This window comes from Chitinophaga nivalis, from assembly GCF_025989125.1.
In the GTDB taxonomy this organism is placed as follows: Bacteria; Bacteroidota; Bacteroidia; order Chitinophagales; family Chitinophagaceae; genus Chitinophaga; species Chitinophaga nivalis.
Window position 1 is genome coordinate 2,459,359 of sequence record NZ_JAPDNR010000001.1, and the last position, 25,945, is coordinate 2,485,303.

At 47.7% G+C, this 25,945-nt stretch carries 16 protein-coding genes; 13 read left to right on the top strand and 3 right to left on the bottom strand.

Annotated elements, in window-relative coordinates:
• Positions 1–11 precede the first annotated feature (11 nt).
• The 10 genes from OL444_RS10105 (at position 12) to OL444_RS10150 (ending at position 17,592) form a co-directional block, all read left to right on the top strand.
• The gene (locus OL444_RS10105) at positions 12–602 is read left to right on the top strand and encodes an RNA polymerase sigma factor (protein WP_264733334.1); all 591 of its coding nucleotides are present in this window, start codon (positions 12–14) and stop codon (positions 600–602) included.
• Positions 603–1,101: 499 nt separating this feature from the next.
• Entirely contained in the window at positions 1,102–3,729 is a 2,628-nt protein-coding gene (locus OL444_RS10110; protein ID WP_264733333.1) for a zinc-dependent metalloprotease, read from the top strand.
• Between the two features lie 15 nt (positions 3,730–3,744).
• A complete protein-coding gene (locus OL444_RS10115; protein WP_264733332.1) occupies positions 3,745–7,116 on the top strand; it encodes a SusC/RagA family TonB-linked outer membrane protein in 3,372 nt (1,123 codons plus the stop codon).
• A gap of 12 nt (positions 7,117–7,128) precedes the next feature.
• Positions 7,129–8,469: a RagB/SusD family nutrient uptake outer membrane protein gene (locus OL444_RS10120; RefSeq protein ID WP_264733331.1), complete on the top strand. Its 1,341-nt coding sequence runs from the start codon at positions 7,129–7,131 to the stop codon at positions 8,467–8,469.
• 145 nt (positions 8,470–8,614) lie between these two features.
• Positions 8,615–9,580, top strand: a complete 966-nt coding sequence (locus OL444_RS10125; RefSeq protein ID WP_264733330.1) for a FecR family protein — start codon at positions 8,615–8,617, stop codon at positions 9,578–9,580.
• 40 nt (positions 9,581–9,620) lie between these two features.
• Entirely contained in the window at positions 9,621–12,956 is a 3,336-nt protein-coding gene (locus OL444_RS10130; RefSeq protein WP_264733329.1) for a TonB-dependent receptor, read from the top strand.
• 12 nt (positions 12,957–12,968) lie between these two features.
• The gene (locus OL444_RS10135) at positions 12,969–14,327 is read left to right on the top strand and encodes a RagB/SusD family nutrient uptake outer membrane protein (protein ID WP_264733328.1); all 1,359 of its coding nucleotides are present in this window, start codon (positions 12,969–12,971) and stop codon (positions 14,325–14,327) included.
• 18 nt (positions 14,328–14,345) lie between these two features.
• Positions 14,346–15,551 (top strand): thioredoxin family protein, encoded by a 1,206-nt coding sequence (locus OL444_RS10140; RefSeq protein ID WP_264733327.1) that lies wholly within the window; start codon positions 14,346–14,348, stop codon positions 15,549–15,551.
• A 32-nt stretch (positions 15,552–15,583) separates the two neighbouring features.
• The gene (locus tag OL444_RS10145) at positions 15,584–16,477 is read left to right on the top strand and encodes an SPL family radical SAM protein (protein ID WP_264733326.1); all 894 of its coding nucleotides are present in this window, start codon (positions 15,584–15,586) and stop codon (positions 16,475–16,477) included.
• Positions 16,478–16,563: 86 nt separating this feature from the next.
• Positions 16,564–17,592: a sugar phosphate isomerase/epimerase family protein gene (locus OL444_RS10150; RefSeq protein WP_264733325.1), complete on the top strand. Its 1,029-nt coding sequence runs from the start codon at positions 16,564–16,566 to the stop codon at positions 17,590–17,592.
• Between the two features lie 73 nt (positions 17,593–17,665).
• Here OL444_RS10150 and OL444_RS10155 read toward each other — a convergent pair whose 3' ends face one another.
• Complete coding sequence (locus tag OL444_RS10155; RefSeq protein WP_264733324.1) at positions 17,666–18,466, bottom strand: FecR family protein; 801 nt, start codon at positions 18,464–18,466, stop codon at positions 17,666–17,668.
• A 182-nt stretch (positions 18,467–18,648) separates the two neighbouring features.
• Between OL444_RS10155 and OL444_RS10160 the strand changes: the two genes are divergently transcribed.
• The gene (locus tag OL444_RS10160) at positions 18,649–19,827 is read left to right on the top strand and encodes a proline dehydrogenase family protein (protein ID WP_264733323.1); all 1,179 of its coding nucleotides are present in this window, start codon (positions 18,649–18,651) and stop codon (positions 19,825–19,827) included.
• An 87-nt stretch (positions 19,828–19,914) separates the two neighbouring features.
• On the opposite strand, the gene OL444_RS10165 is transcribed toward OL444_RS10160, so the two are convergent.
• Positions 19,915–21,231, bottom strand: coding sequence for a RagB/SusD family nutrient uptake outer membrane protein (locus OL444_RS10165; RefSeq protein ID WP_264733322.1), 1,317 nt, complete (start codon positions 21,229–21,231; stop codon positions 19,915–19,917).
• Between the two features lie 30 nt (positions 21,232–21,261).
• On the bottom strand, positions 21,262–24,258 hold the full coding sequence (locus OL444_RS10170) for a SusC/RagA family TonB-linked outer membrane protein (RefSeq protein ID WP_264733321.1): 2,997 nt from the start codon (positions 24,256–24,258) through the stop codon (positions 21,262–21,264).
• 355 nt (positions 24,259–24,613) lie between these two features.
• Here OL444_RS10170 and OL444_RS10175 point away from each other — a divergent pair, with 355 nt between their 5' ends.
• Complete coding sequence (locus OL444_RS10175) at positions 24,614–25,435, top strand: thymidylate synthase (RefSeq protein ID WP_264733320.1); 822 nt, start codon at positions 24,614–24,616, stop codon at positions 25,433–25,435.
• A 12-nt stretch (positions 25,436–25,447) separates the two neighbouring features.
• Complete coding sequence (locus OL444_RS10180; RefSeq protein ID WP_264733319.1) at positions 25,448–25,945, top strand: dihydrofolate reductase; 498 nt, start codon at positions 25,448–25,450, stop codon at positions 25,943–25,945.

Below are 25,945 nucleotides of genomic sequence, written 5' to 3' on the forward strand. Positions count from 1 at the left end.
TAGCTGGCGGTATGCATGATATGACAGACAAAGAACTGGTCACATTAGTGCATTCGCAACCTGTAGAGGCCTTCCGGTTCCTGTACGATAAGTACTGGGATCCGCTTTTTAGCATGGCCCTGAAACGGTTGCAGGATGCAGAAGAGGCCCGTGATGTAGTACAGGAGGTGTTTGTGACCATATGGGATCAGCGTTTGCAGCTGCAGCCAAGGGAATCGCTGTTGCCTTACCTGCAGGTTATTCTGCGGAACCGCATACTCAACCTCTATGCCCGCAATGAAGTAAAGCTCCGCTATATACTTGAAACGCAATGGCAGGCTGCTTTTGCACATAATAATACGGCCCAGCAGCTCACCCTGAAAGAGCTGGAACGGATTATCCATACCGCTATTGCCGGGTTGCCGCCGCGTATGCAGGAAATATTTCTGCTCAACCGCGAAGAGCACATGTCGCCCGCGGAAATTGCCGCCCATCTTTCCCTTTCTGTACAAACCGTCAAGAACCAGTTGCACCGTGCTACCGAAAAGATGAAGGCAGAAGTGAGCGCTCACATAGATCCTACTTTATTGGTACTGGTTTTACCACTCATTACAGCTGGTTAGATATTTTATTCCGCAGCCGGAAAAGGCAGGATGACTAATGATATTTTGCTGATTTGTTGTATTGATTTGACTTGTCTTTCTGCCATCTTGCGTGTAGCAGTAGCTGTCGCCTGAAAAAAATGATCGCTGAAAGTTAATCTGGCAAAGGCTTACAGCAGATCGTCTCCTGCCGCCCATACGAAATTCCAGGATCAAATACCAAAAAATGACGTCGCTCCGTTGTTTTTTTGTAACTTCGCCACCCGTTTCCATAAAAACGGAGTTCACGCGATACGAAAATGCTTTGGAGGATTAAACTACGTTTCCTGTCTTAACAGCTTACGTCAACTCTTTGCAACACCTGTATTCACTTATCATCCTTTGTAACCCGGCCCCTGCTGGGTCTTGGTGATGCGGGTTATGACCGCTCTTTCCGGCTATTCATCTGCCGGAGAACAGCTGAACATTAGCAGGTAAGGCCGGCCGGCCGTTACCCGGAATAAAACATAACGCATTAAATATGGCAACTAGTTACAGGAAACTGTTATGGCTACTCCCATGTGTAGCCCTATCAGCACAATGCATTGTAATCAACGATGCAGCGGCACAATCAAAGAAGAAAAGCTGGGGATTATTCGGTAAGAAAAAAACAGCCGTGGTAGCAGACACCACTGCTAAGAAGAAACCGGACATGAAAGGGTTGAAACCTTATAAAGAGGTGATAACCGCCGATGCCGTTTCTAAAAATGGTTTGTTTAAAGTACACCGGGTAAAAACGGATTTCTATTTTGAAATTCCCCTGAAACTCCTGGGCCGTCAGCTTCTGGTGGTGAATAAACTGTCGAAAGTACCTGAGCAGCTCAATGATGCCGGTGTGAACAAAGGCATGAACTACGAGAACATTGTGATCTCCTTTGAAAGAGATACCACGCTCAATAAAGTATTTATCCGCAAGCAGAATCCTTTCCTGGAAGTGCCGGCAGGTAACGCTATTGCCCAATCTGTAGCCGACAACTTTACCCCTTCTGTCATAGATTATTTTAAAATAGAAGCCTATAGTACAGATACCAGCGCGTTGGTGATCAACGTGTCGAAAGTATTTGACGGCTCCAACAGCAGCATCAACAACGTGTTTGATGCACTGGGCATGGGCAGCTCTCCCAGCAAGGACCTGTCCCGCATCCTGGCCATCAAAACATTTGAAGACAACATCGTCGCGAAATCTGAACTCACGGCTAAAGTAACCGGTGTACAGGTATCCGTAGAAACCACCACCAACCTGGTATTACTCAGCGATAACCCGATGACGGCACGTTTTGCCGACAGAAGGGTAGGGCTGTTTACCACGCCCCGCTGGTATTTCAGTGATGACCAGCACAAACTGGAAGAAAGACAGCTGGTAACCCGCTGGCGCCTGGAACCCAAACCGGAAGATAAACAACGCTATCTTAAAGGGGAGCTGGTAGAACCGGCAAAACCAATTGTATACTATATCGATGCCAGCACACCGGCAAAATGGCGCCCCTACATTAAAGCAGGGATCGAAGACTGGCAGAAGGCTTTTGAAGCAGCAGGTTTTAAAAATGCTATCGTAGCCAAAGAGGTACCGACCAATGATCCTGACTTCGATCCGGATGATGTACGTTACTCTGTAGTTACCTACGCGGCTTCCGCGAAAGCGAATGCCATGGGCCCCTCTGTCATTGATCCACGCTCCGGCGAAATCCTGGAAGCAGATATTATCTGGTGGCACAACGTGATGAGCACCCTGCATTCCTGGGTACGTATTCAAACCGGCGCTATCGATCCGCGGGCACGGGGTAATCATTTCAGCGATTCCCTGATGGGCCACGCCATCCGTTTTGTATCCAGCCATGAAGTAGGCCATACACTCGGATTACAACACAACATGGGTAGCTCCTTCGCTTTTGAAGTAGACTCCCTGCGCTCACCGGAATTTACGGCCCGCATGGGTGGTACGGCGCCTTCCATCATGGACTACGCCCGTTTCAACTACGTAGCACAACCGGAAGATCAGGTGAAACAAATCACACCGGCTATCGGCGTGTACGATAAATTCGCTATCGGCTGGGCTTACCGCTACACCGGCAGCAAAACGCCGCATGAAGAACTGCCGTCCCTCAACCAACAGTTACGGCAACACGAAAATGATCCGATGTATGCCTTCGGAGAACAACAGGACGTGCGGGATGCCATCGATCCGCGTTCGCAGATCGAAGACCTGGGTAACAATGCTGTGAAAGCCAGCCGCTATGGCCTGCTCAACCTGAAACGCATTGTACCGCAAATCATCAGCTGGACAAAAGAAGAAGGCGAGAGTTATGACGAAGCCGGTAAAATGCTGAACAGCGCGATCGGTCAGTGGAACCAATATGCGTATCACGTACTGGCCAATGTGGGTGGTATCTACATCACACCTACCGTATATGGTCAGCAACAGCCTACCTATCTGCATGTAGAGAAAAAGAAACAACAGGAAGCTGTGAAATACCTGGTAGATGAAGTATTCAATACACCAGCATGGCTTTTCAGAAATGAGGTATACCGCAAAAGTTATCCTATTAAAGAAAGCCCGATCGGGAATATTGAATACGGTTCTCTGGTATACGCCAAAAGCCTGCAGTCCTATTTATACTATGACCTGCTGCGCGATGAACGTTTGTCCCGCATGCTGGAAAATGAAGCGGCAAATGGCCGTACTGCCTATACCGTAACAGACCTGATGAGCGATATGCACCAGGGCGTTTTCGCCAAAACCATACGCGGTCAGGCACTGGATATCTATGAGCGCAACAGCCAGAAAGGTTTTGTGGATGCGCTGATTATCAGCATCGATAAATCTGTGGTACGGGCAGAAACCAAAAAACTGCAGGAAGAAAAACCACTGACAACTATTGATAATTTCTGCACCTTCTCGCTGCAGCCACACCTGCAGGAAGACCGTGCTTCCCGCAATATGATGTATTTCGCGGTAAACCGGGTATCCGATGCCGTAAGTGCCAAACGTGGTGAACTGAGTCGCCTGCTGCAATTGCTCCAGACAAAGAAAAACATCGGCGACCGCGCTACGGCAGATCATTATAATGACCTGATTTTCCGGATCAATCAAGCTTTAAATACTAAATAATTATTTAGCTGCTACATGAAAAAAGGACCAAAATTGTTGAGAATAGTACTGCTGTTGCTGGTGGCCGGCCTCGTTCCGTGGCTCGCCCAGGCACAGGAAGGCAGACGTACTATTAAGGGAAAAGTGGTAGATGCCACTTCTGGAGAAGCACTGATCGGTGTATCCGTGTATGTAAGTAATAAAACAATCGGCGCTGCTACCGGTACAGACAATGTGATTGAGAATATCAGCATTGGCGCTATTACCAACGAAAAGGGAGAGTTTACCCTTTCTTTGTCAGACTCACTGAAAGCAAAACAGCTGACCGTAAACTACATGGGGTATGAAACCAAACTGGTGAATATCACCAGCAGTAATACCTATCAGATTGCATTGGGTACCTCCGGTAAAAATCTGAGTGAATTTGTATTCACCGGTTACCAGACGATCCGGAAAAATAAATCTACCGGCGCCACCGATAAAATTACGATGGATAAAATCGATATCGGTGGAGTAATGGGAGTAGACCAGATGTTGCAGGGACAACTGGCGGGTGTGGCTATCAGCACGCTCTCCGGCGCACCCGGACAGGCAGCCAAAATCCGTATTCGCGGTACCTCCTCCTTACAAGGTGCGCAGGACCCGCTGTGGGTAGTAGACGGATTACCGATTGAAGGCAATAACCTGCCGGATATGAAAGGTAACAAGGACATTGATCAGTTATATACTTCTTCTATCGCCGGTTACAGTCCTGCAGATATCGAAAGTATTACCGTACTGAAAGATGCGGCAGCTACTGCGATCTATGGTGCACGTGCGGCCAACGGGGTGATTGTGGTAACTACCAAATCCGGTAAAAAAGGCGATCGCCTGTCTGTGAATTACCGCAACAACTTTACGTTTACACAGAAACCGGATATCAGCCGATTGAACCTGATGAACAGTGACCAGAAAGTGAACCTGGAACTGGACCTCTTTACTTCTGATTATGATTTCCGCGCTACGAATGGTGATGTTTCCCGCATCCTGAATAAATATGGCGTAACGCCAGCCGAACTTTCCGGTAAAGGATTCGGTGGTATCAATGCCGCTGCCCGTAATGAAATCAACGCTTTACGTGGTATCAATACCGATTGGAATGACCTGCTGTTCCGCAGTGCCTTTACACAGGAGCACAGTGTAAGCGTGTCCGGTGGTGGAGATAAGTCTGCCTATTATTTCAGCGGTGGTTATTATGATGAGCAAGGTGCTGTAAAAGGTACCGGTGCACAACGGTATAACATCACCCTGAAAACAGATTTTGATCTGTCAGAAAAACTGAAATTTTCTGCCGGCTTGTTTGCCAATCAGCGTAAGCAATCTTCTTACCTGACCAATGCTGCTGCCAATACCAACCCGACCAATTACTCCCGTATGGCTAACCCCTATACACGGGTAAAAGATGATAACGGTAATTACATCTATGACCGGAACATCATGGGAGAAGAAAGCATCCTGGACTTTAACGTACTGGAAGAACAAAGCAATACCAGCAACATCAATAAAGCACAGGCAGTAAATGCCAACTTCAAACTGGATTACGAAGTGATTCCCCGCCTGCATATCAGTACACAGCTGGGTGTGCAGACAGAAAACAAAAGCATTGAAAGCATTGCGCTGGAAAATACCTATTTCGTAAGACATCAGGCAGATATTACCCAGCGTTTTGATCCGGCTACCGGCAATAAAAATACTTTCCTGCCTAAAGGAGGGATCATCAATAATTCACAGGAAGATCTGCAGCAGTATACGTTGAAGACCATGGCAGAGTATAACTTCAACCTGCAGAAAAAACATGACTTCACCTTCCTGGCGGGTAATGAACTGAGAAGAATTACCACCAAAGGGATGACTAAGGTCGGGTATGGATATGATCCGCAGACCCTGACGACCATCGCACCAAAATTCCAGAACGATAACGAGGCATCTATCCTGTTTAAAGATAAAAACACTTACCTCGAAAATGCCTTTGTATCTTTCTTTGGTACCGGTTCCTATACGTATAACAACAAGTACACCGTTGCGGGTAGTATCCGTTTCGATGGTTCTGATATGTTTGGGGTAGATCCGAAATACAAATACCTGCCTTTATGGTCTGTGAGTGGTTTGTGGCGTGTAATGGAAGAACCGTTTATGAAACAGGTGAATTTCATCAATACACTGAACCTCCGTGCTTCCTATGGTTTGCAGGGTAACGTAGATAAAAACACGTCGCCGTTTGTGATGGGTAAGTATGGCCGCATCGGTTTACTCCCTGGCCAGCTGGTGGATGTGATTGATGTATCTGCTCCGCCAAACGCCAAACTGAGATGGGAGAAAACCATCAACACCAACTATGGTATTGATCTCTCCCTCTTTAAAAATAAAGTGAACATCACCGTAGATTATTATACGCGTCATGGTAAAGACCTGATCAACGTATACTCCCTGCCGTTAGAAACCGGTTTCCAGATGATGAGTGTCAACTGGGCGGAAATGCGCAACAGCGGGCTGGAGATCAGTATCAATACCCGCAACATTACCCGTAAGGACTTCCGTTGGTCTACCGACTTCAACTTCGCTTACAATAAGAACAAGGTATTGCAGGAAACCCTGGCCGATAACTCTTTTGTGCCTTCCCGTGTGGGGCATCCTGTGGGGGTACTCTGGGGCCTGGATTATGCTGGTATGAATGATAAAGGTATGGTGATGGTCAACAAGGACGGTCAGGTAATTTCTTTCCTGGACTACCTGCAGATCAAGGATGATTTTGCCTCCGAACCGGAATTGGCAGGACTGTTCCCGTACTCCACGCTCACGAATGATCAGCAGCGGGAACTGTACAAAGATATGGGTACTTCCGATCCTTTGTACACCGGTGGTCTGACCAATAATTTCAGCTACAAACGTTTTGATCTGTCTATCGGGCTGATGTTCAACCTGGGACAGAAAGTGCGGTTACAACCTTTTTACAGTCCCATTGCGTATAACCGTGGTACCAACACCAACACAGCCATCCTGGATCGCTGGACACCGGCCAATGTACATGGCAGCTACCCGGCACTGCTGGGCAACAACAGCGCCATGGATCCGCAGCTCCGCCTGCTGGGCCGCTGGTATGAGCAACGTCCGGAACATTACAACAATCTGAGTATGTGGATCAGAAATGGTGGATATGTGCGGGTACGTAACATCACCCTGGGCTACAGACTGCCGGAAGAGATGGGCGCCAAAATCCGCCTGAAAGGGCTGAAAGTAGTAGCGGAAGCACGCAACCCGTTTGTGTTCTCCAACAACTACGATGGCTACCTGGATCCGGAAACCATGGGTAATCCGTATGCACAGCCTATCCCTAAAACCTATACCATTGGTATTAATGCCACATTCTAAAAATACTCAAGCATGATGCGTAAAATAATATATGCCACAGGGCTGGTATTGGCTATCACAGCAACATCCTGTAAGAAATACCTGGATATTGTGCCGGTAGGACAGGTGATTCCGAGAACGGTAGCAGATTTCAAAAAGGAATTGAACAAGGCTTACAGTGAAGCCGACTATGATAAAGGCCTGACGCTTTGGCGCACAGATGAAGTGAAGATGAACGAAAGCCGCTCATCTGATGTAGAAAGAGTAAGGAATCACTTTATATGGGATGAAAACGGCGTAACCACTACCGGTCTTACCTTTAACTGGCAGAAGAAGTATAAAATCATTTTTTATGCCAATCACCTGATTCAGGAATTGCCGGATGCTACAGGTGGCGTAGCCGGCGAAAAAGAACAGTTGATGGGAGAAGCACATCTGCTGCGCGCCTACCAGTATTTCAATCAGGTAAACCTGTACGGAAAGCATTATAATGCTGCTACCGCAGCTACTGATAAAGCCGTACCGCTGATTGTTAAAATTGATATGGAAGAAGTAGCACCCCGCAGTACTGTTAAAGCCGTATATGATCAGATTTTTACAGATCTGCAAACCGGTTTGTCACTGGTGAATGTAGATGCCTTTGAAACAGCATCTTCCTATAAATTTGGTAAGATCTCCGGCAATGCATTGGCTACCCGTATCTATTTATATACCGGTCAGTGGGAAAAAGCCCTGGCGGCTGCCCGTGCCGTACTGGAGAAAAAGAATACCCTGGTAGACTTTAACACCAGCACCGAACTGCCTACGGTGTATAATTCCAAGGAAGCGATTCTGGCTTATGAGGTAATTTATAGTGCACAGATGTTGCTGCCAGCCTTCGTCTCAGATCAGCTGTTATCGATGTACAACGCGGAAGGCGATCTGCGCCTGAAACGTTTTTACGGAAAAGACAGTAAAGGCAATAACACCGTGATCAAAATCAAGTATGCAGATAATAACTACCGGCAGTCTTTCCGCGTGGCAGAAATTTATCTGTCTGCAGCAGAAGCAGCGGCCAACCTGCAACAGCCGGAAGTAGCCCGTACTTATCTGAATACCCTGAAACAAAACCGCTTAACACCGGCGTTCTACCAGGCAGAAGTAACCCGTGTTGCTGCCCTGACCGGTAAGGCGCTGTTACAGGAAATATACGATGAAAGAGCCCGTGAGCTGGCCTTTGAAGGACACCGCTGGTTTGACCTGCGCAGAACTTCCCAGCCGGCTATCACACATATGTTAAAAGGAAAGGCCTATACCCTCAACGCCCTGGATGCACGGTATATCGTGCGTATTCCAACGGAAGCGATCCGGTATAATCCTTTGCTGGCAGATTAACGTTATTCGAATACGATGGATGATTGGCCCGAAGCATTGCTTCGGGCCAATTTTTTTATGGCAGATATATCTCCTCAAATTTTTTTTTTAGCTCCACTGGTACGATCGCCTTCTTTCCTTGTACTTATAGTGTCAACCAATGATTATGCTCAATTACCGGTACATACATTTTTTGCTGCAAAAGCAGCAGGAGCAAAAGCTTACAGCCGAAGAAGCACAGATACTGGAACAATGGTATCAAAGTCTGGAAACGATGCCGGTTAATATTCCGGAAGCGAAAGAAAAGGAAATATATAAACAACAATCCTGGGAGCAACTGGCTGCTTTATATGCAGAGACTCTTCCGGCGAAGCCCGCATTCCGCTGGCGGCGCCTTACCTGGATGGCGGCAGCGGCTATACTACTGCTGTTTATAGGTATAAAAAGAAGTTTCTTTTCACCTAAAGTATCGCCACCTGCTACCTGGGTATCGTTGGATTGCCCCGCCGGAAAGCGACTGAAACTGGCCATGCCGGATGGTTCTGTAGTATGGCTGAACAGTGCCTCATCACTGGAATATCATCCGGACTATCCTGCAAAAAGGGAATTCAAAGTCCGCAACGGAGAAGTGTTTTTTGAAGCCGCCAAAGATGCGGCCCATCCTTTTATAGTGACCACGCCTCACCTGGCTATCCGGGTACTGGGTACTTCCTTTAACGTGTCCGCCTATACGCAGTTAAAACAGGAAAAAGTGACGGTCGCAGCCGGCAGTGTACAGGTACAGGACCAACAGCAATGCCAGGTAACCTTACACCAGGATGAGCAAATCATTTATAACACAGCTACCGCACTGTATGCCACCGGTGGCGTCAACGCCGGGCAGGCCAACAGCTGGCGTAACGGAGATATCTATCTCACCAACGTAAGCCTGGAAGAGCTGGCCGTGAAGCTGGAAAACATTTATGGATACGATATTACTTTCAGCAGTGAACAACTGAAACGATGCATAAACAGCCTTCATTTTAACGACAAGGAGCCTATCACCAAAGTACTCGATCTGTTGAAACTGATCGATAAGATAACCTATACTATCAAAGACAGAAAAATAACGATTGCCGGCCGGCCTTGCTGATCATAACGCCTTGCCACATTCATTCTAAAAATCAACTATTATGAAAAGGGAATTTCTTCCTATGCGCATCAACCATTTAAAAAAGGGCAAAGCAGCCTTGCTTTGTCTGTTGTTGTGTCTTGTGGTGCAGTTGCATGCCCAGGCACAGTCTTATTTGCAAAAGCAAACCACCATTGCCTTTAGCTATGAAACAATTTCTTCCTGCCTGAAAAAGTTGCAGACAAAAAGTAACATCAATATTTCCTACAATGAAAATGATGTAAAAAAATATTCGGTCAACACACTGGATTTCCGGGAGGCGCCCATCACACAGATCCTTGATCAGCTGCTGAAAAATACAGACCTGCAGTATCGTACCATGAATGACGGGATCGTGATTTTTCTCAAGGCTGCCGTACCGGTAGCTGCCATGCGTACCGTTACCGGTACCGTTACTTCCCTCAAGGAGAAAGGCCCGGTGCCGGGAGCATCGGTGCTGGTGAAAGGTACCTCCCGCGGTACTTCTACCAATGAGAACGGCGTGTACACGCTCAAAGTACCGGAAGATAAACAGGTGCTGGTGATTTCTGCCATCGGTATGCAAAGCCGGGAAGTGATGATCACGGGCGAACAGGTGGATGTGCAGCTGGCAGAAGATGCCAAAACACTGGGTAGCGTAGTGGTAGTAGGATATGGTCAGGTAAACCGGAAAGACCTGACAGGGTCAATATCTTCCGTGAAAGCAGATGACCTGAAAAAAATGAATGCCACCAGTTTTGATGCGGCATTGGCCGGCCGTACTGCTGGTGTACATGCGGTGAAATCTACCGGTGCACCAGGTGCAGTAGCATCTATCCGTATCCGGGGCGGTACCTCTGCTTTCGGTAACAACGAGCCTTTATATGTGATTGATGGCGTACCCATAGAAATCGGAGGCGGACAAGGCAATGAGCAATACAAAAAAGATGTGATGCGTCAGATCTCTCCGTTGGCCAGCATCAATCCGGAAGATATTGAAAGCATGGATATCCTGAAAGATGCCTCTGCAGCAGCGATCTATGGCTCAAGAGCAGCAAACGGGGTGGTGATCATTACTACTAAAAAAGGTCGCTCCGGTCCCAAGGCGGATATCTCCGTTGGTTATAATGCTTCTATCGACAACTTCAGCAAACAATACCGGATGATGAATGCCGACGAATACCGGCAGGCAGTAAAATCCGCCTTTACAGCTGCAGGAACAACGATGCCTAAAGACTCGTTGCTGTATCCCGGTGTAAGTACCGACTGGCCAAAACTACTGATGCGTACAGCGCAAACCCATAACCTGTACCTGAATATCAATGGCGGGTCCAATAACGGCAATACCCTGTATGCCGTATCGGGTAGTATTACCGATCAGGCAGGTGTTATCAAATACAGTGGTTTCAAACGCTACAACCTGCGCAGCCGCCTGGAAACTACGGTGTTTGACCGGCTGCGGCTGGGAGCCAATATGAACTATTCCATGATGCACAGCGATGATGGCAATGCCTATTACAACATTGTCCGCTACCGCCCGGATGTTCCGGTGTACGATGCCGAGGGCCGCTATGGTGCAGCACCGGATAGTTCCACGTCTAACCCGGTAGCACAGCTGGATCGGATTTCCAACCGTACCCGGAGCCAGAATATGATGATGTCTTTATTCGGAGAGGTGGAAATCGTGAAAGGATTAAGATGGCGTTCAGACTTGTCCTGGAATATTATCAAAGGTGATATGGTGGGCTACACCCCGTCTTCCGATGTGTATGAAATGAAAAACAACCGTACCGGTTCCCGGGAAGATTATTCGAACAATAGTACTACCCGTATTTTTGATAACACCCTGACTTACCTGCACAGCTTTGGCAAACATCATGTGAATGCGATGGCGGGGATGTCTTTTCAACAGAATAAAAGTGATTTCACCAACCTGAAATCCAATGATTTTTCGGATGATGAAGCCCTGAACCACCTGGGCGGTGCCAGTATCCTGAGCAACTATAACAGTGGCGGTAACATCAGCGGATTACAATCCTATTTCCTGCGGGCGAACTACAATTTCGACAGCAAATATTACTTCACTTTTACCGGCCGTACAGATGAATCTACCAAGTTTTCTCCGGGATATCGCTGGGCGTTTTTCCCATCGGCTGCATTGGCCTATCGCCTGACTTCTGCAGAATTCATGCAGCCGGTGAAATGGCTGGAAGACCTGAAGTTACGCGTGTCTGCCGGTAAAACAGGAAGCGCCAATTTTTCGGATTTCCAGTATACTACCCTCTTTGCTTCCGGTAGTTACTACAATAAGAAAAACGGCATCATCGTGAATACGGTACCTAACCCGGAAATACGCTGGGAATCTACCAACCAGCTGGATGTGGCGGTAGATTTCAGTATGTTCAAAAGTAAACTGAGAGGTAGCATCGGCTACTTTAAAAAGTATACCAGCGACATGATTCTGCTGCGCAGCATTACCATGGAAACCGGTTCAAAGGAACAATATTACAACGTCGGTGATTTCTCCAACAGCGGCTGGGAATTTCAGATAGGCAGTGATGTGATCCGCCGGAAAAATTTCAGCTACATTACCGATATAAACATTACGCGTATACGTAGCCGGGTAGAAAAACTGAATGGTGGTTTCGATAACCTGGGCCGTCTGAAAGAAGGGGAGAGTATGGGTTACATCAACGGTTACAAAACGGCAGGTATCTTCCAGAATCAGGGAGAAATTGACGCCCTCAACAAAACAGCGCCGGATGGTTACTATCAGTCTTCCCGCACCAGACCCGGTGACCTGAAATTCGTGGACATAAATGGCGATGGCCGTATTACAGATGAAGACCAGACCATTATTGGTAAAGCCGAACCAGACTTCTATGGTGGCTGGAACAATATTGTAAGAATAGGCGCCTGGGAAATTACCGCTTTCTTCAATTTCAGTGTAGGGAACTCGCTGATCAATACAGGACGTAAGGATATGGTGCTCTTCTCGTATTACCGGAATAACTATGCGAAGGAAATGTTGCAGGATGCGTGGTCACCTGATAACACAGCAGGTACCCTGCCGCGCATCGTAAATGCCGATCCGAATAACAACGGCCGGTATTCCGATTTCTTCATAGAAAAAGCTTCTTTCTTTAAACTGAAAAACCTGCAGGTCAGCTATATGCTCAATAATCCTTTCCTGCAACGTTTACGCGTTAGTAATGTACGGGTATATCTCACGGCTTCCAACCTGTTCACCTTCACAGGTTACAAAGGGCTGGATCCGGAAGTGAATACAGCACCTGCCGGTAATTTCACCCAGGGTACCGATACCAATATCTACCCGCTCACCCGGTCTTTCACAGCAGGTATTAACGTTAATCTCTAAACGAACATGTGTATGAAAAAATATATCCTGGCTTTCATAACGCCTGCTTTAATGCTGACAGGCTGCAACCTGGTGAATGTGACCGATGTACAGCCGGTTAATCAGCTGGAGGATGAAAACGCCATTACAACGGTAGAAAAAGCGCAAAGTGCATTATACGGTACCTACGGTATCCTGAATGGAACAGGACTGGCATTCACTTATTACATGCCAGCAGCCGCTTCATTAATGGGGGTGACCATGAAACCCGGTAACGATGGGGACGATTATTTCATTAATGATCCGAAAAGCCAGCATTACTGGGTAGAAAACATGTATACGAGTGGATATAAACTGATTAATATGAGCAATCATATTATCACTAAAACCAGTGTACTGCCTGGTGATGATCCCCGTAAAACCAGGATCATAGGAGAAGCAAAATTCCTGCGGGCGCTGGGGTATTTCTACCTGCTACGCCTATACGGAGAGTTTTATAATGAAGCTTCTACCTACGGCCTGGTGATCCGGCTGACACCGGTGAAGGACGCTACTGCTATACCACGCTCCGATGTAAAGGCCACCTATGAGGTGATCCTCCGTGATCTGGATGATGCGATCAAAGAAGCACCGGATTTCAGAAGCACGCTGTATGCTTCCAAACTGTCTGCCATGGCGTTAAAAGCCAAAGTATTGCTGTACCGTAAACAATATGCGGCGGCGGCCGAAATGGCGAAGGCAGTGATCAGTTCCGGTCAGCGGAAACTGGAAAGCACCTTTATTCAGGTATTCACCAAAAAAATCTTCCAGCCGGAAGAAGCCATCTTCCAGACTAACTTTGATCTCACCAGCAACCTGAATAATAAAGGCTATGCCTTCAATAACTGGTTTGCACCGGCAGACTATTATACCCAGCTGATGAAAGGAGATAAACGGGATACGTTTGCGCTCAAGGTAAGAGGAACCAGAATCCTGAATAACAAATTTAATTACGGTAACATCGATGGTAAACCTTCTCCGGCTGATACCGAATATTTCCTGCGCCTGGCGGAAATTTACCTCATCCAGGCGGAAGCGATTGTACGCAGTGGTGGTACCCTGGAAGATGCGCGGACAGCCCTCAATAAAGTACGGAAGCGGGCAGACATGCCGGATGTGGAGCTGAATGACAAACAAGCGTTGTTACAGGCTATCCGGGAAGAAAAAATAAAGGAATTGGGTGCCGAAAGCGGAGAAGACTGGTATGACCTGGTACGCTTTGCCACCCTGGGTGAGCTGGATATCAAAACCTTTAAACCAGATTTCATGGGTAAACAACGGTATATCCTGCCATTGCCTTATAAGTCCGTCCAATCTGCCGGTGGTGTAGTGGTACAAAATCCGGGTTATTAATCTAAAACAATTAGGAAGATGATAAAGTTAGTACGGATGATGAATATTTGTTTTTTCCTGGGGGCCGCCATCGCGGCCAATGCCCAGGAAAAAACAGCCGGCATTGTATTCCGGCAGGATGCCTTTGCAGCAGTGCTGGCAGAAAGCGGTCGCACCGGCAAACCGGTATTTATTGATTGCTACACCAGCTGGTGTTCGCCCTGCAAGTGGATGGAAAAAAATGTATTTGTAAATGATACGGCTGCTGCTTTTTACAATGCAAAGTTTATCAATTACAAAATAGATATGGAGAAAGGAGAAGGACCTGCCTTACGTCAGCGTTATGGTGTACAGGTATTTCCTACCTATCTTTTCCTCAATGCCAAAGGAGAATTGATACATAAGGCCACTTCCCGTATGGAGATGCCGGAATTTGTGGAAGAAGGGAAAAAGGCGCTGGACCCGGCCCGCTCTTTTGTAGCGTTGGAAAAAGCATTCCGGGAAGGTAACCGGAGCAATGAAGTGTTGTTGTCCTATGCGCTGGCCCTGCAGAAAACAGACCGCAATAAAGGCGACTCCGTGAGCAGTCTGCTGATGGCACAGCTGACCGATGCTGACCTGAAAACACCGTTGGGATGGCAGGCGATACAGGCGTTTGCCTGGAGTGAAGAAGATCGGTTGGGGAAATATTTTCTGGCTAACGTAGCAGATTATACGAAAAATTATGGCCGGCCAGCTGTAGCAAAAATAGAGGAGCGCCTCCAGAGTACGGCTTTGTATGCGTTGATGCGGAAAAAAGACAGTACGGCGTTTTTTGCGCGTCTGGCGCCCTGGCAGCAATCTGCTGATCCTGCCTTGCAGAAAAAAGCATTGATGATGGAAGCAGATTATTACCTGGGTATAGGGGATGCAAAGAACTTTATCCGGGTAACCGATAAAGGGTTGAAAGGATGGTTGCAAAAAGATGATGTAAGCCTGAGTTTCATCGCCCGTCGTTGTCAGTACCTGGGAGAAGGTAACAGGCTGCTGATGCAACAGGCATACCGGCTGGCGAAACAGGCGGTAGTGGTAGCACCGCGCGAATACAGCAATCAGAGTACCCTGGCAAAAGTGTGTCAGGATATGGGCAACCGCGAAGAGGCGCTGGAAGCTGCAGAAGCAGCCTATCAGCTGTCTTTGGCTGAAACTTCCAAAATACAGGGCCTGGCTAAAAAGCACCTGGAAGAAATCCGGCAGATGAAATAAATGTCCGACATTCGGTAATCGACAACGCATATATGCCCAGGTATATTACGGTAACATCGGTACTGAATAAAACGAAAAAACGGGACCCCTGGTTCCTGGATGATTATACTATCAACCCGTATAGCGGTTGTGCCTACAACTGTTTGTATTGTTATATACGTGGTAGTAAATACGGTATTAATATGGCAGAAAAGCTGTCGGTGAAGACGGGTGTTACAGACATCCTTCGCCGGCAGCTGGCCGCCAGGGCGCGTAAGCAGCAACAAGGATTTGTGGTGCTGTCGTCGGTCACCGATGCATACCAGGCCATAGAAGCAAAAGAACTGCTCACCCGCCAGGTATTGGAACTGTTGCTGGAATACCGTTTTCCGGTGCATATCATTACCAAATCGCCCCTCGTACTCCGCGACCTGGACCTGCTCCGGCAAATCAATGAAGCGGCGATCCTGCCGCCAGACCTTACCGCATACCAGCATAAGGTATTCATCACCTTCTCTTTTACCACTACAGATACCCTTATCGCCCGGCAGTTTGAGCCCGGCGCACCCGATCCGGCAGCGCGTTTGCAGGCACTGCAAGCCTGTGCGGCGGCAGGTTTTATGACGGGCGTCAGCGGGATGCCTTTATTGCCCTTTATTACAGATATGCCCGTTCAGCTGGAGGAAATGTACCAGGCATTCCACGAACATGGCGCCCGTTATGTATTTCCGGCGTCACTCACCCTATGGGGCGAACAACCGGAAGATAGCAAAACGCTGGTGCTGGCAACTGTAAAAAAATATTATCCGCAGTATCATGATGCGTATACGCGTCTTTTCAGCCAAAATAATCAGGTGCCTCCGGCCTATGCAGCGGCGCTGAAAGCGGCGGCAGCAACCGTTGCTGCCAGGTATGACCTGCCCTCCTGTATTCCTTTCGGAAAGTAATCTGCCGGAATTTTCCGGGCAGATGCTTGCATTCCCCCGTATAAAAGAATATTTTTATTACCGTTAACTTTTTAAACCCACGTTATATGAGCAATATGAATAATCGCCGTCAGTTCCTGCGGCAAATGGGAATTTACACCATGGGAATGGGCATACTGCCATCCGTACTGGCAGCCTGCAACGAAGGTAAATCTACCCGCCATAATGAAAAAGACAGCAGCGCTGCTGCGGGTGTAACACCAGCCGATGCACGGGAGCTGTTCTTTAAAATTTCCCTGGCAGAATGGTCCTTCCATAAAGCATTATTTGCCGGTAAAATGGATCACCTGGACTTTGCTATCCGCGCCAAAAATGACTTCGGCATCAGTGGTGTGGAGTATGTCAACCAGTTTTTCAAAGACAAAGCCAAAGACCAGGCTTATCTGGCCGAAATGAAAAAACGTTGTGCCGATAACGATGTGCATAGTGTATTAATTATGTGCGACGGCGAAGGAGAGATGGGCGACCTGGATGTGAAGAAAAGATTAAAGGCCGTAGAAAACCATTACAAATGGGTAGAAGCCGCGCAATACCTGGGTTGTCATGCTATCCGGGTCAATGCTGCAGGAGAAGGTAGTGCGGAGGAAGTAGCCAAAGCGGCTGCGGAGTCGCTTTCCAAACTGTCGGCTTTCGGAAAAGATCATGGCATTAGCGTGATCGTAGAAAACCACGGTGGCAACTCGTCCAATGGCAAATGGCTGAGCGGTATCATGAAAACGGTGAACCAGCCTAACTGCGGTACTTTGCCGGATCTGGGCAATTTCTGTATCAAAAGAACCAAACCGGAAAGCAATACGCCGGAAGCCTGGGCTAAAACAACCTGCCTGGAAGAATATGACCGCTACGAAGGCGTAACAGAACTGATGCCTTTTGCGAAAGGTGTCAGCGCCAAATCATACGACTTTAATGACGCCGGTGAAGAGGCCACCATCGACTACAAACGGATGCTGAAAATTGTGAAGGATGCCGGTTATACCGGTTATATCGGGATCGAATATGAAGGCAATGTATTGCCGGAAGAAGAAGGTATCCGCAAAACCAAGGAGCTGCTGGTGAAACTGGGTGCGGCGATGTAGGATACTACGGCTATGAAGTAAAAAGCTTTCCGCGGCATCGGCTGCGGAAAGCTTTTTTATGTAAAAGCAGGCTTTAGTTTTTGAATGTCAGAATGGCTTTGTTGCCTTTGATTTTGTAGGTAAAATCCTGCTGGGAACTCAGGTTGCTGAGTACATCTTCCAGTGTGGCGTTGTAGTAAGCGGCGTTGGAAATGATACGTGCTTTAGAGGCGTCGCCCCGGATTTCGGTATCTATCCCGAACCAGTCTTCCAGTATCCGGGAAACGGCCATTACATTGGCATCGCGGATCACCAGCGTGTCAGACACCCATGCTTCCAGTTCTTCCGGGTGATAGGTTTCTTTTTCCATCAGGTCGATATCATTATTCGCCAGAATCATCTGTCCCCGTTCCAGTATTTCCGGTTGATTATCGGTAGCGGAATGATAGGATTTGCCTACTTGTATTTTACCATGGAGGAGATACACGGTTGCACCATGCTGTGCAGCAAACGACCGCATCCTGAAAGTGGCGTCCGGTCCGGCTGCCCGCAGTTTGTCGGAAGTGACGATGAAGCTGTCTGTGGCCGGCTGTACGGTGAAAAAAGCATCTCCATCCAGCAACACGGATCTTTTGCCGTTGCCATAGTTGTCAGGTACCTGTAACGTACTGGCGGCATTGAGTTGTACGCGGGAACTATCGGGTAGTGTAACGAGGGTCCGGCGACCGGTTTCTCCTTTGTAGGTAGTGTAGTGTACGCCTGGTTGCTGCAGGGCAGTCAGGGTATCGGCCGGTTGTGCAGACTGGCAACTACTGAGCAAGGCTCCCGTAATGAGCAGATATACCGGTAGGGATCTGCAGGGGCGTTTGCCGATAACATCAAAGGTAAAAAGCATATACCGGGAAGTTTATATGTAATAGAAAAACGCTAAAAGTAAATAAAATTAACCGCTCTGATTAGCCCGCTGCAACAATTTTTGCGAAGCAATAGACAATTTCTGATTATGTTTTTAAAAAGATATACTGATATTATAATGATTTTTGTTTAAGAGGAAGGGGCACCCTAACTTTGCGGCCCATGGAAAAGCAGCTACCTTTATCATTCGATAATACGGCTATTGCATTTGAAGCAAAAACCGATAAAGCACTTAAAAAGGCCGACTTTCTCTTTAGCAATATCGGGAAGCCCTGGCTGGTTAAATTCGGTGCAATTATGACTCCGCTGGCGTTTAAACTAAGACTGCCAATAAAAGGAATCATTAAAAGTACCATCTTCTCGCAGTTCTGTGGTGGGGAAACCCTCGAAGAAGCAGCACACACAGCTTTACAACTGGGTAATTATCATGTAGGGGTAGTACTGGATTACGGAGTGGAAGCCATGGAAGGTGAACATAGCTACGATGCTGCCGTACCGGAATTTATCCGTGCTATCAAATATGCTGCTTCCAAACCGGATATTCCTTTCATCGCCATAAAAATTACTGGTTTTGCCAGATTTGAACTGCTGGAAAAATTACATGCACGTGAAACCCTCACGCCGCAGGAACAGCAGGAATATACCCGGGTACGTTCCCGCGTGTATGCCATTGCCGAAGCTGCTGCCCAGCACAAGGTAGGTTTGCTGATAGATGCGGAAGAATCCTGGATACAGGGTCCGGTAGATGAACTCACAGACGAAATGATGTCTTTGTTCAACAAAAACACAGTGATTGTGTACAATACTTTCCAGATGTATTGCCACGATCGTTTCGATTTCCTGAAAGTATCACTGCAGAAGGCAACGCAGGCAGGTTACCTGCTGGGCGCCAAACTGGTAAGGGGTGCTTATATGGAGAAAGAAAACAAACGCGCTGCGGAGCTGAATTATCCTACACCTATTCAGCCCAGTAAAGCGGCTACCGATAAAGACTACGATGCCGCTGTACAATTATGCATCGATAACCTCGATAAACTGAGTGTATTTATTGGTACCCACAATGAAAACAGCTGTATGCTGGCTGCCCGTACGATGGACAGTAAAGGTATTCCGCATAATCACCCGCATGTCAACTTCTCCCAGCTGCTGGGGATGTCTGACAACATCACCTTTAACCTGGCACATGCCGGTTATCATGTAACCAAATACCTGCCGTATGGTCCGGTAAAAGATGTGATGCCATACCTCATTCGCCGCGCGCAGGAAAATACTTCCATTGCCGGCCAGATGGGACGTGAGCTGGGACTGATCAGAAAAGAACTGAAGCGGAGAGCGCTCTAAAATAATGTATTAAAAAATAGTTACGCCTTGTGTAAAAGACTTCGCTTTTGCACAAGGCGTAACTATTTTTATTCCGACTGGTTGTTATCAGATATTACTTTCTGCCTGTGGAATCGGGAACTTACTCCAAACATCATCATCAGCTCTGTCAATAGGGAGCGTATTGAGCAGGCGATACCGACGCAGGTCTATCCAGCGGTGTCCTTCCAGGAAGAGGGAATAACGGCGCTGGTATAAGAGATCCTGCAGTAATTCAGTCGCATTTTCCTTGCCCTTATAAGGAGGCAGGTGATGACCTGCCCGGATACGGTCCAGTGCTTTTACTGCTTCGGTAAAGGCATTGGTCTGCAATTTGGCTTCTGCATAAATGAGGATCAGTTCTTCATTGCGGATCAGGCTTACCGGCGCACTCAGGGAGGTCCAGATAATCACATCCCGGTTGCTGGTTAAGCCGCTTTGGCTGGCTGGTGAAATCCGGACACTGGTTTTGTTCAGCCGGTCGTCTCCCCCAATCGTATCCTGCTCAAATGAAGGGTGTGCCAACCGCACATCTCCATTGGAATTAGGCGCAATGAATAATGGATTGGGCTGGTCGCCACCATTGGTGGAAAATACGTGATTGATGCCGGTATTGAAATCACCGTCCAGCGAATAGAAAGATTCACTTAAGGCTGTCAGGGCGCCGGTCCAGTTTTTACGATACAGCTGTACCCGGGCGGCGATGGCGCGGTTGAATTTAATCAGCCCTGCAGCATCTTTAAAGCCGTTAAATCCGGAAGACAAGGGGAAAGGTACATCAGCCCCGGTAAGATCGGCTTTTCCGGCATCCAGGAAGCCGATAATGGCATCGTATACTTTCTGTGGATCTTTCACAATATCTCCCAGTTGTGTATTGTCTGCTACCGGTATCCGGGCGCCATTGGAATCGGTCAGGTTGATATTGAGCAACAGCTGATAGCCGATGAGGGTTTTGGCAAAACCATAATATGCTTTTTTCTGCGCTTCGGTGGCAATTTCAGGTCTGGCATTTTTGGTGGCTTCGATAATGATAAAACACTGGCGGATGACCTGGTAGCGGGCTGCCCACGGATTGGTCAGATAAAAGGTGTTGTTGTCCAGTGTTTTGGTACCGCCGCCCAGAATGTCGGTGGTATACCGGGGCTCTGAGCCGGAGAAACGATAGCTTTCCCGGCCAATCATGCCGGTGATATCCAGGTACACGCTAAAGTTGTTGCGCATGCCGGATTCTGCGCCGGTAACCAGGTTATACAGATCGCTTTTGCTGGGGTTTTTGATGATCTCATCTACAGTAGGCGTGTTCAGACTGTTGATTTCTCCTTTCTGACAGGCTTGCAGGCAGATAAAGGATACCAGGAGAAATATATATGGGAAGTATGTTTTCATATGTTATAATTTTTAAGAGAGAAAGGATAATCAGAAATCAATACCAACATGGAAGCTACCCCGTTTGGAAGCAGGAAACGGCATCACATCCACACCCGTGGATAAGCCAATGCTACCGCGTGTCTGAGAGGTGGTGAGGGTGTTACTGCCGAAGTTGGATACTTCCGGATCATAGCCTACATAATTGGTCCAGGTGAAGAAGTTATTGGCAGATATACCCAGCCGGATACCCTTGATGGTTTTGGTATTTTTCAGGGGTACATTGTAATAAAATCCTATCTCACGTAAACGCACATACGAAGCATCCTGTACATACAAAGAAGCGTCGCCGGCATTAGGCCGGTATACGCCCATTTTGGCGCCATTAACAGGATCATCGAAATCGGCTGTTGTAGCACCCAGATCAGATAATAACTGCGTCAGGTTGATGTTGTCGCCGCCTTTTTTCCAATGTAGCAGGAAACGCAGGGAGAAGTTTTTGAAGAGGGTAATTTCATTGAAGAAACTCATCTGGAATTTAGGTTCGGAATTACCGATCAGTTTCAGGTCATCACCTACGGTACCTTTTATCTGGGTGGCAGGTTTACCTTCTTCGAGGTAGAAAGTACCCAGGGAGTTACCGAAGGCGCCGATGGCATAAGGCGGAATAATCAGCTTGGTGACTTTGGAGCGGTTCAACCACCAGTTGAGGTTAGCGCTCCATCTTACCTGTTTGGTATTTACCGGAACGATGGTCAGGCCCAGTTCCACACCCTGGTTCTGGAGGTCGCCGCTGTTCTTCCACTCAGAGGCATAACCGGTAGCACTGGGAAGTGCATGTCTTAACAACACGTCATAAATGGTTTTTTTGTAGTAGGTCGCTTCCAGGCCAATGCGTCCATCCAGTAAACTGATGTCCACACCGGTTTCAAATTCAGTCTGCCGCTCTGGTTTGATGTCGGCATTACCCAGCAGGTTGTCTACCAGGATGCCTGGGAAGCCGCCGATGTTGCTGCCCAGCATACCCGTGAACTTACTGCCATAGGGCGGTACGTTACCGGATTGGCCGTAGGCTGCACGGATCTTCAGGTTGTTGATGGTGCTGCTATGCCAGAACTTCATTTTGGAGATATTCCAGGACAGGGAGCCCTTGGGAAATACATAATATTTTTTGTAGTCACCGTTGTTGGTAGACCGGTCAAAACGTACGCCGGCGCTGAAAGTGATAGCGTCTATCAGGGAGAGGTCTTCCTGTATGAATAACCCGTTATCCCGGTACTTCTGCCGAAACTGCCGGGTAGCGGTATTACCGCTGGCGTCTACGTTGCTCTGACCTGCAATGAGGTTGGTAGCTACGGTGACCATATTGTCCAGATAACCGGTTTCCAGGGTGGCGCCGGCGGTACTGGTTAAGGTAAAGTTTTCATTGGGTGTGAACGTATTCACAAAAAAGCCACCCAGGTTGGTATTGAGGTTATTGGTATTACCCTGGATCGCATGTCCCTGCTGTCCTTTTTCTTCGAACTGCAGATCGCGGGGGAAGAGGGCTACGGTTTTGTAGTTGAAATAGTCTACCCCGCCGCGGGCCACAAAACGGGTCGTGGAGCGGCTGTTCTGTTGCAGCCGTATATCCAGATTGGCGCCGCCTACAAAGCGGTTGGTGCTTTCATTATTGATCACCCGGTCTCTTGTTTCGATAGGGTTGGAGCTGGCAAAAGGGTTCCGGGGATATTCTCCCAGTGCATTGGGAAACAGGTCTACAAAAGAAGGGGTGTTGGCAAGAGCTACCCCCAGGGATACACCGTTATTATCGTTGTTGGTCACACTTCTGTCGGAAGAAGAGTTGATATAATTGGTGGTAACGCCAACGGTTACACGATCACTTAATTTATGGTCTACGTTCAGGCGTACAGAACTGTTGAGATAACCGGTATTTTTGATGATACCTGTTTCCTGCCGCCGGTTACCGGCGAGATAAAAAGTAGTTCTGTCCGATCCGCCACTGAGGGCAATACCGGTGTTTAATAATATACCTGTTTGTCCGTAGAGTTCTTTTTCGTAATCATAGATTTTGCCCTCACTTTGCGCTTTCAGAAAAGCGGCGCGGTAACGGGCGCGGGTAGCTATTACAATAGAGTCTTTGCTATCGGATTTACCACCCAGGTCGGCAGCGGTTTCGGGGGTAAAGTTACGTACGCCCAGGAGGTGCCGCACTTTTACAAAACCAACTTCCTGGTTGACCGTAATTTTTGTTTTACCGGCCTTTCCTTTTTTAGTGGTGATCAATACCACACCTGCAGCCGCTTTTGCGCCATACATCGCAGCAGCGGAAGCGCCTTTCAGGATTTCGATGTTCTCAATATCTTCCGGGTTCAGATCCGCAATACGGCTGGAGGGATTGTCCTGGTTGTTGGGGTTACCGGCAGTGGCAGATCCGGTTACATCATTCAGGCCTGCGGGGATACTGCTGTTATTGAAGAATACACCATCTACCACATACAGCGGCTGGGAGTTCCCAAATACGGAAGTAATACCGCGCAGCTTCACCGAGATACCGCCGCCAGGCGCACCGGAGTTGGCGGTGATGAGGGCGCCTGGTACTTTCCCGCTGAGGGCAGCGTCGAAAGTCTGGGCCGGCGCCACACCGGTCAGCTCTCTGGCTGATAGCGTAGCTACGGCATTCGCCAGGTTACGCCTTTTTACCGTGGTAGCCAGACCTGTTACCACTACTTCATCTAACCGCGAAAAGTCTTCTTCCAGCAGGATGCTGAGTGGCCCGCTGCTGGCGGTAACCGCCACTGTTTTGGTTTTGTAGCCGGTGGAGCTGATCGTAATATTGGAGGTGCCGGCGGGAACGGATAGGGAGAAGGTTCCGGAGGCATCGGATATGGCGCCTCTGCTGCTGTTAGGAACCCGTACGGTGGCGCCGGGAATAGCGCTGCCATTCACTGCATCTTTCACTTTTCCTGTAAGGTTTTGTTGAGCAAAAAGGGCCAGGGTACTGCATAAGCATAACAGTACCAGTAAACTGGATTTTGGTAGAAGCATACGTTTTTGGTTTAAATAAAATGAATGATTGATAAAGCGGTTACATGTTTATGTGCATAACCTGGTGCTGTTTGCAGGATGCATTGATGTCAGATTTTTGGTTGTTTAAAATAGGTTTACTTCAAAATATAAAATACACTAATGGCTTTCACTTACATGATCTGCTGCAGGGGAGTGGGTAACCTCGGTTTTTCGTTATACTCCCGGTACTACAGCGCTTTCTCACTATGTGGCAATTGTTGTAACGTTAGAATCGGTTGGCAGATTACGCAAATTTGTAACGATTTTCACTTTTTTTATTTGCCTTTATTATGTTATATTTTACAACCCAAAAATCTTCGTAACTTGCCGCCTTATGGACCAGTATTTATCTTTATTACAACATATTATCAAAGAAGGCAGCGTTAAAACAGATCGTACCGGAACCGGCACTACCAGTTGTTTCGGGTATCAGATGCGCTTTAATCTGCAGGAAGGTTTTCCGGTAGTAACCACTAAAAAATTACACCTGAAATCCATCATCTATGAATTATTGTGGTTTTTAAAAGGTGATACCAATACCGGCTGGTTAAAAGAACACGGGGTGAGCATCTGGGACGAATGGGCCAACGAAAACGGCGACCTGGGACCGGTATACGGTAAACAGTGGCGCAGTTGGGAAACCCGGAGCGGTCAGGTGATAGACCAGATTACAGAAGCCGTTAATACCATCCGTAATAATCCAGACTCCCGCCGGATTATCGTGAATGCCTGGAATGTGGGCGAGTTGTCCGAAATGGCCCTTAGCCCTTGTCATTGTCTTTTCCAGTTTTATGTAACGCCGGCTGATACAGCTAAAGGCGAAACGCGTGGTAAACTGAGTTGTCAGTTGTACCAGCGGAGTGCAGATGTATTCCTGGGCGTACCATTTAATATTGCTTCCTACGCCTTATTAACCATGATGATGGCGCAGGTATGTGACCTGGACGCAGGCGATTTTATCCACACCTTTGGTGATGTACACCTGTACAGCAATCATACGGAACAGGCGCAGCTGCAATTGAGCCGCCAGCCTTTCCCGCTGCCGGTGATGAAAATCAATCCTGCTGTAAAGGACATTTTTGCATTCTCCTATGAGGATTTTGAACTGGTAAACTATCAGTTCCACCCGGCTATCAAAGCACCGGTAGCCATATAATTACCGTAACATATGATCATATCCATCATCGTCGCCGCATCAGAGAATAATGTGATCGGTATCAATAATCAATTGCCCTGGCGGTTGTCTGCCGACCTGAAATATTTTAAAAATACCACGATGGGGAAACCCATTATCATGGGGCGTAAAACATTTGCGTCTCTGGGTAAGCCATTGCCTGGCCGTCCTAATATCGTGATTACCCGCCAGGCGGATTATGAGCAGGAAGGAGTATATGTGACCAATACCATTGAAGAAGCCATTGAAAAAGCCCGCTCTTTCGGGGAACCGGAAATTTTTGTTACCGGTGGTTCCCAGATCTTTGAACAGGCCTGGCAACAAATAGACCGGATCTATCTGACCCGTGTATATGCTGTGGTACCGGGAGATGCCTTTTTCCCGGGTATGGATGCTACCGACTGGAACCTGGTACGGGATGAGCGGCATGAAGCCGATGAGAAAAATCAATATCCTTTTTCTTTCCAGGTATGGGAAAGAAGAATACACTAA

Bases quoted from the DNA above. Each gene is read 5' to 3' on its own strand.
- OL444_RS10180 (WP_264733319.1), top strand. From the start codon at position 25,448: ATGATCATATCCATCATCGTCGCCGCATCAGAGAATAATGTGATCGGT.
- OL444_RS10110 (WP_264733333.1), top strand. From the start codon at position 1,102: ATGGCAACTAGTTACAGGAAACTGTTATGGCTACTCCCATGTGTAGCC.
- OL444_RS10140 (WP_264733327.1), top strand. From the start codon at position 14,346: ATGATAAAGTTAGTACGGATGATGAATATTTGTTTTTTCCTGGGGGCC.
- OL444_RS10120 (WP_264733331.1), top strand. From the start codon at position 7,129: ATGATGCGTAAAATAATATATGCCACAGGGCTGGTATTGGCTATCACA.
- OL444_RS10130 (WP_264733329.1), top strand. From the start codon at position 9,621: ATGAAAAGGGAATTTCTTCCTATGCGCATCAACCATTTAAAAAAGGGC.
- OL444_RS10115 (WP_264733332.1), top strand. From the start codon at position 3,745: ATGAAAAAAGGACCAAAATTGTTGAGAATAGTACTGCTGTTGCTGGTG.
- OL444_RS10175 (WP_264733320.1), top strand. From the start codon at position 24,614: ATGGACCAGTATTTATCTTTATTACAACATATTATCAAAGAAGGCAGC.
- OL444_RS10135 (WP_264733328.1), top strand. From the start codon at position 12,969: ATGAAAAAATATATCCTGGCTTTCATAACGCCTGCTTTAATGCTGACA.
- OL444_RS10145 (WP_264733326.1), top strand. From the start codon at position 15,584: ATGCCCAGGTATATTACGGTAACATCGGTACTGAATAAAACGAAAAAA.
- OL444_RS10150 (WP_264733325.1), top strand. From the start codon at position 16,564: ATGAGCAATATGAATAATCGCCGTCAGTTCCTGCGGCAAATGGGAATT.
- OL444_RS10160 (WP_264733323.1), top strand. From the start codon at position 18,649: ATGGAAAAGCAGCTACCTTTATCATTCGATAATACGGCTATTGCATTT.
- OL444_RS10155 (WP_264733324.1), bottom strand. From the start codon at position 18,466: ATGCTTTTTACCTTTGATGTTATCGGCAAACGCCCCTGCAGATCCCTA.
- OL444_RS10125 (WP_264733330.1), top strand. From the start codon at position 8,615: ATGCTCAATTACCGGTACATACATTTTTTGCTGCAAAAGCAGCAGGAG.
- OL444_RS10170 (WP_264733321.1), bottom strand. From the start codon at position 24,258: ATGCTTCTACCAAAATCCAGTTTACTGGTACTGTTATGCTTATGCAGT.
- OL444_RS10165 (WP_264733322.1), bottom strand. From the start codon at position 21,231: ATGAAAACATACTTCCCATATATATTTCTCCTGGTATCCTTTATCTGC.
- OL444_RS10105 (WP_264733334.1), top strand. From the start codon at position 12: ATGCATGATATGACAGACAAAGAACTGGTCACATTAGTGCATTCGCAA.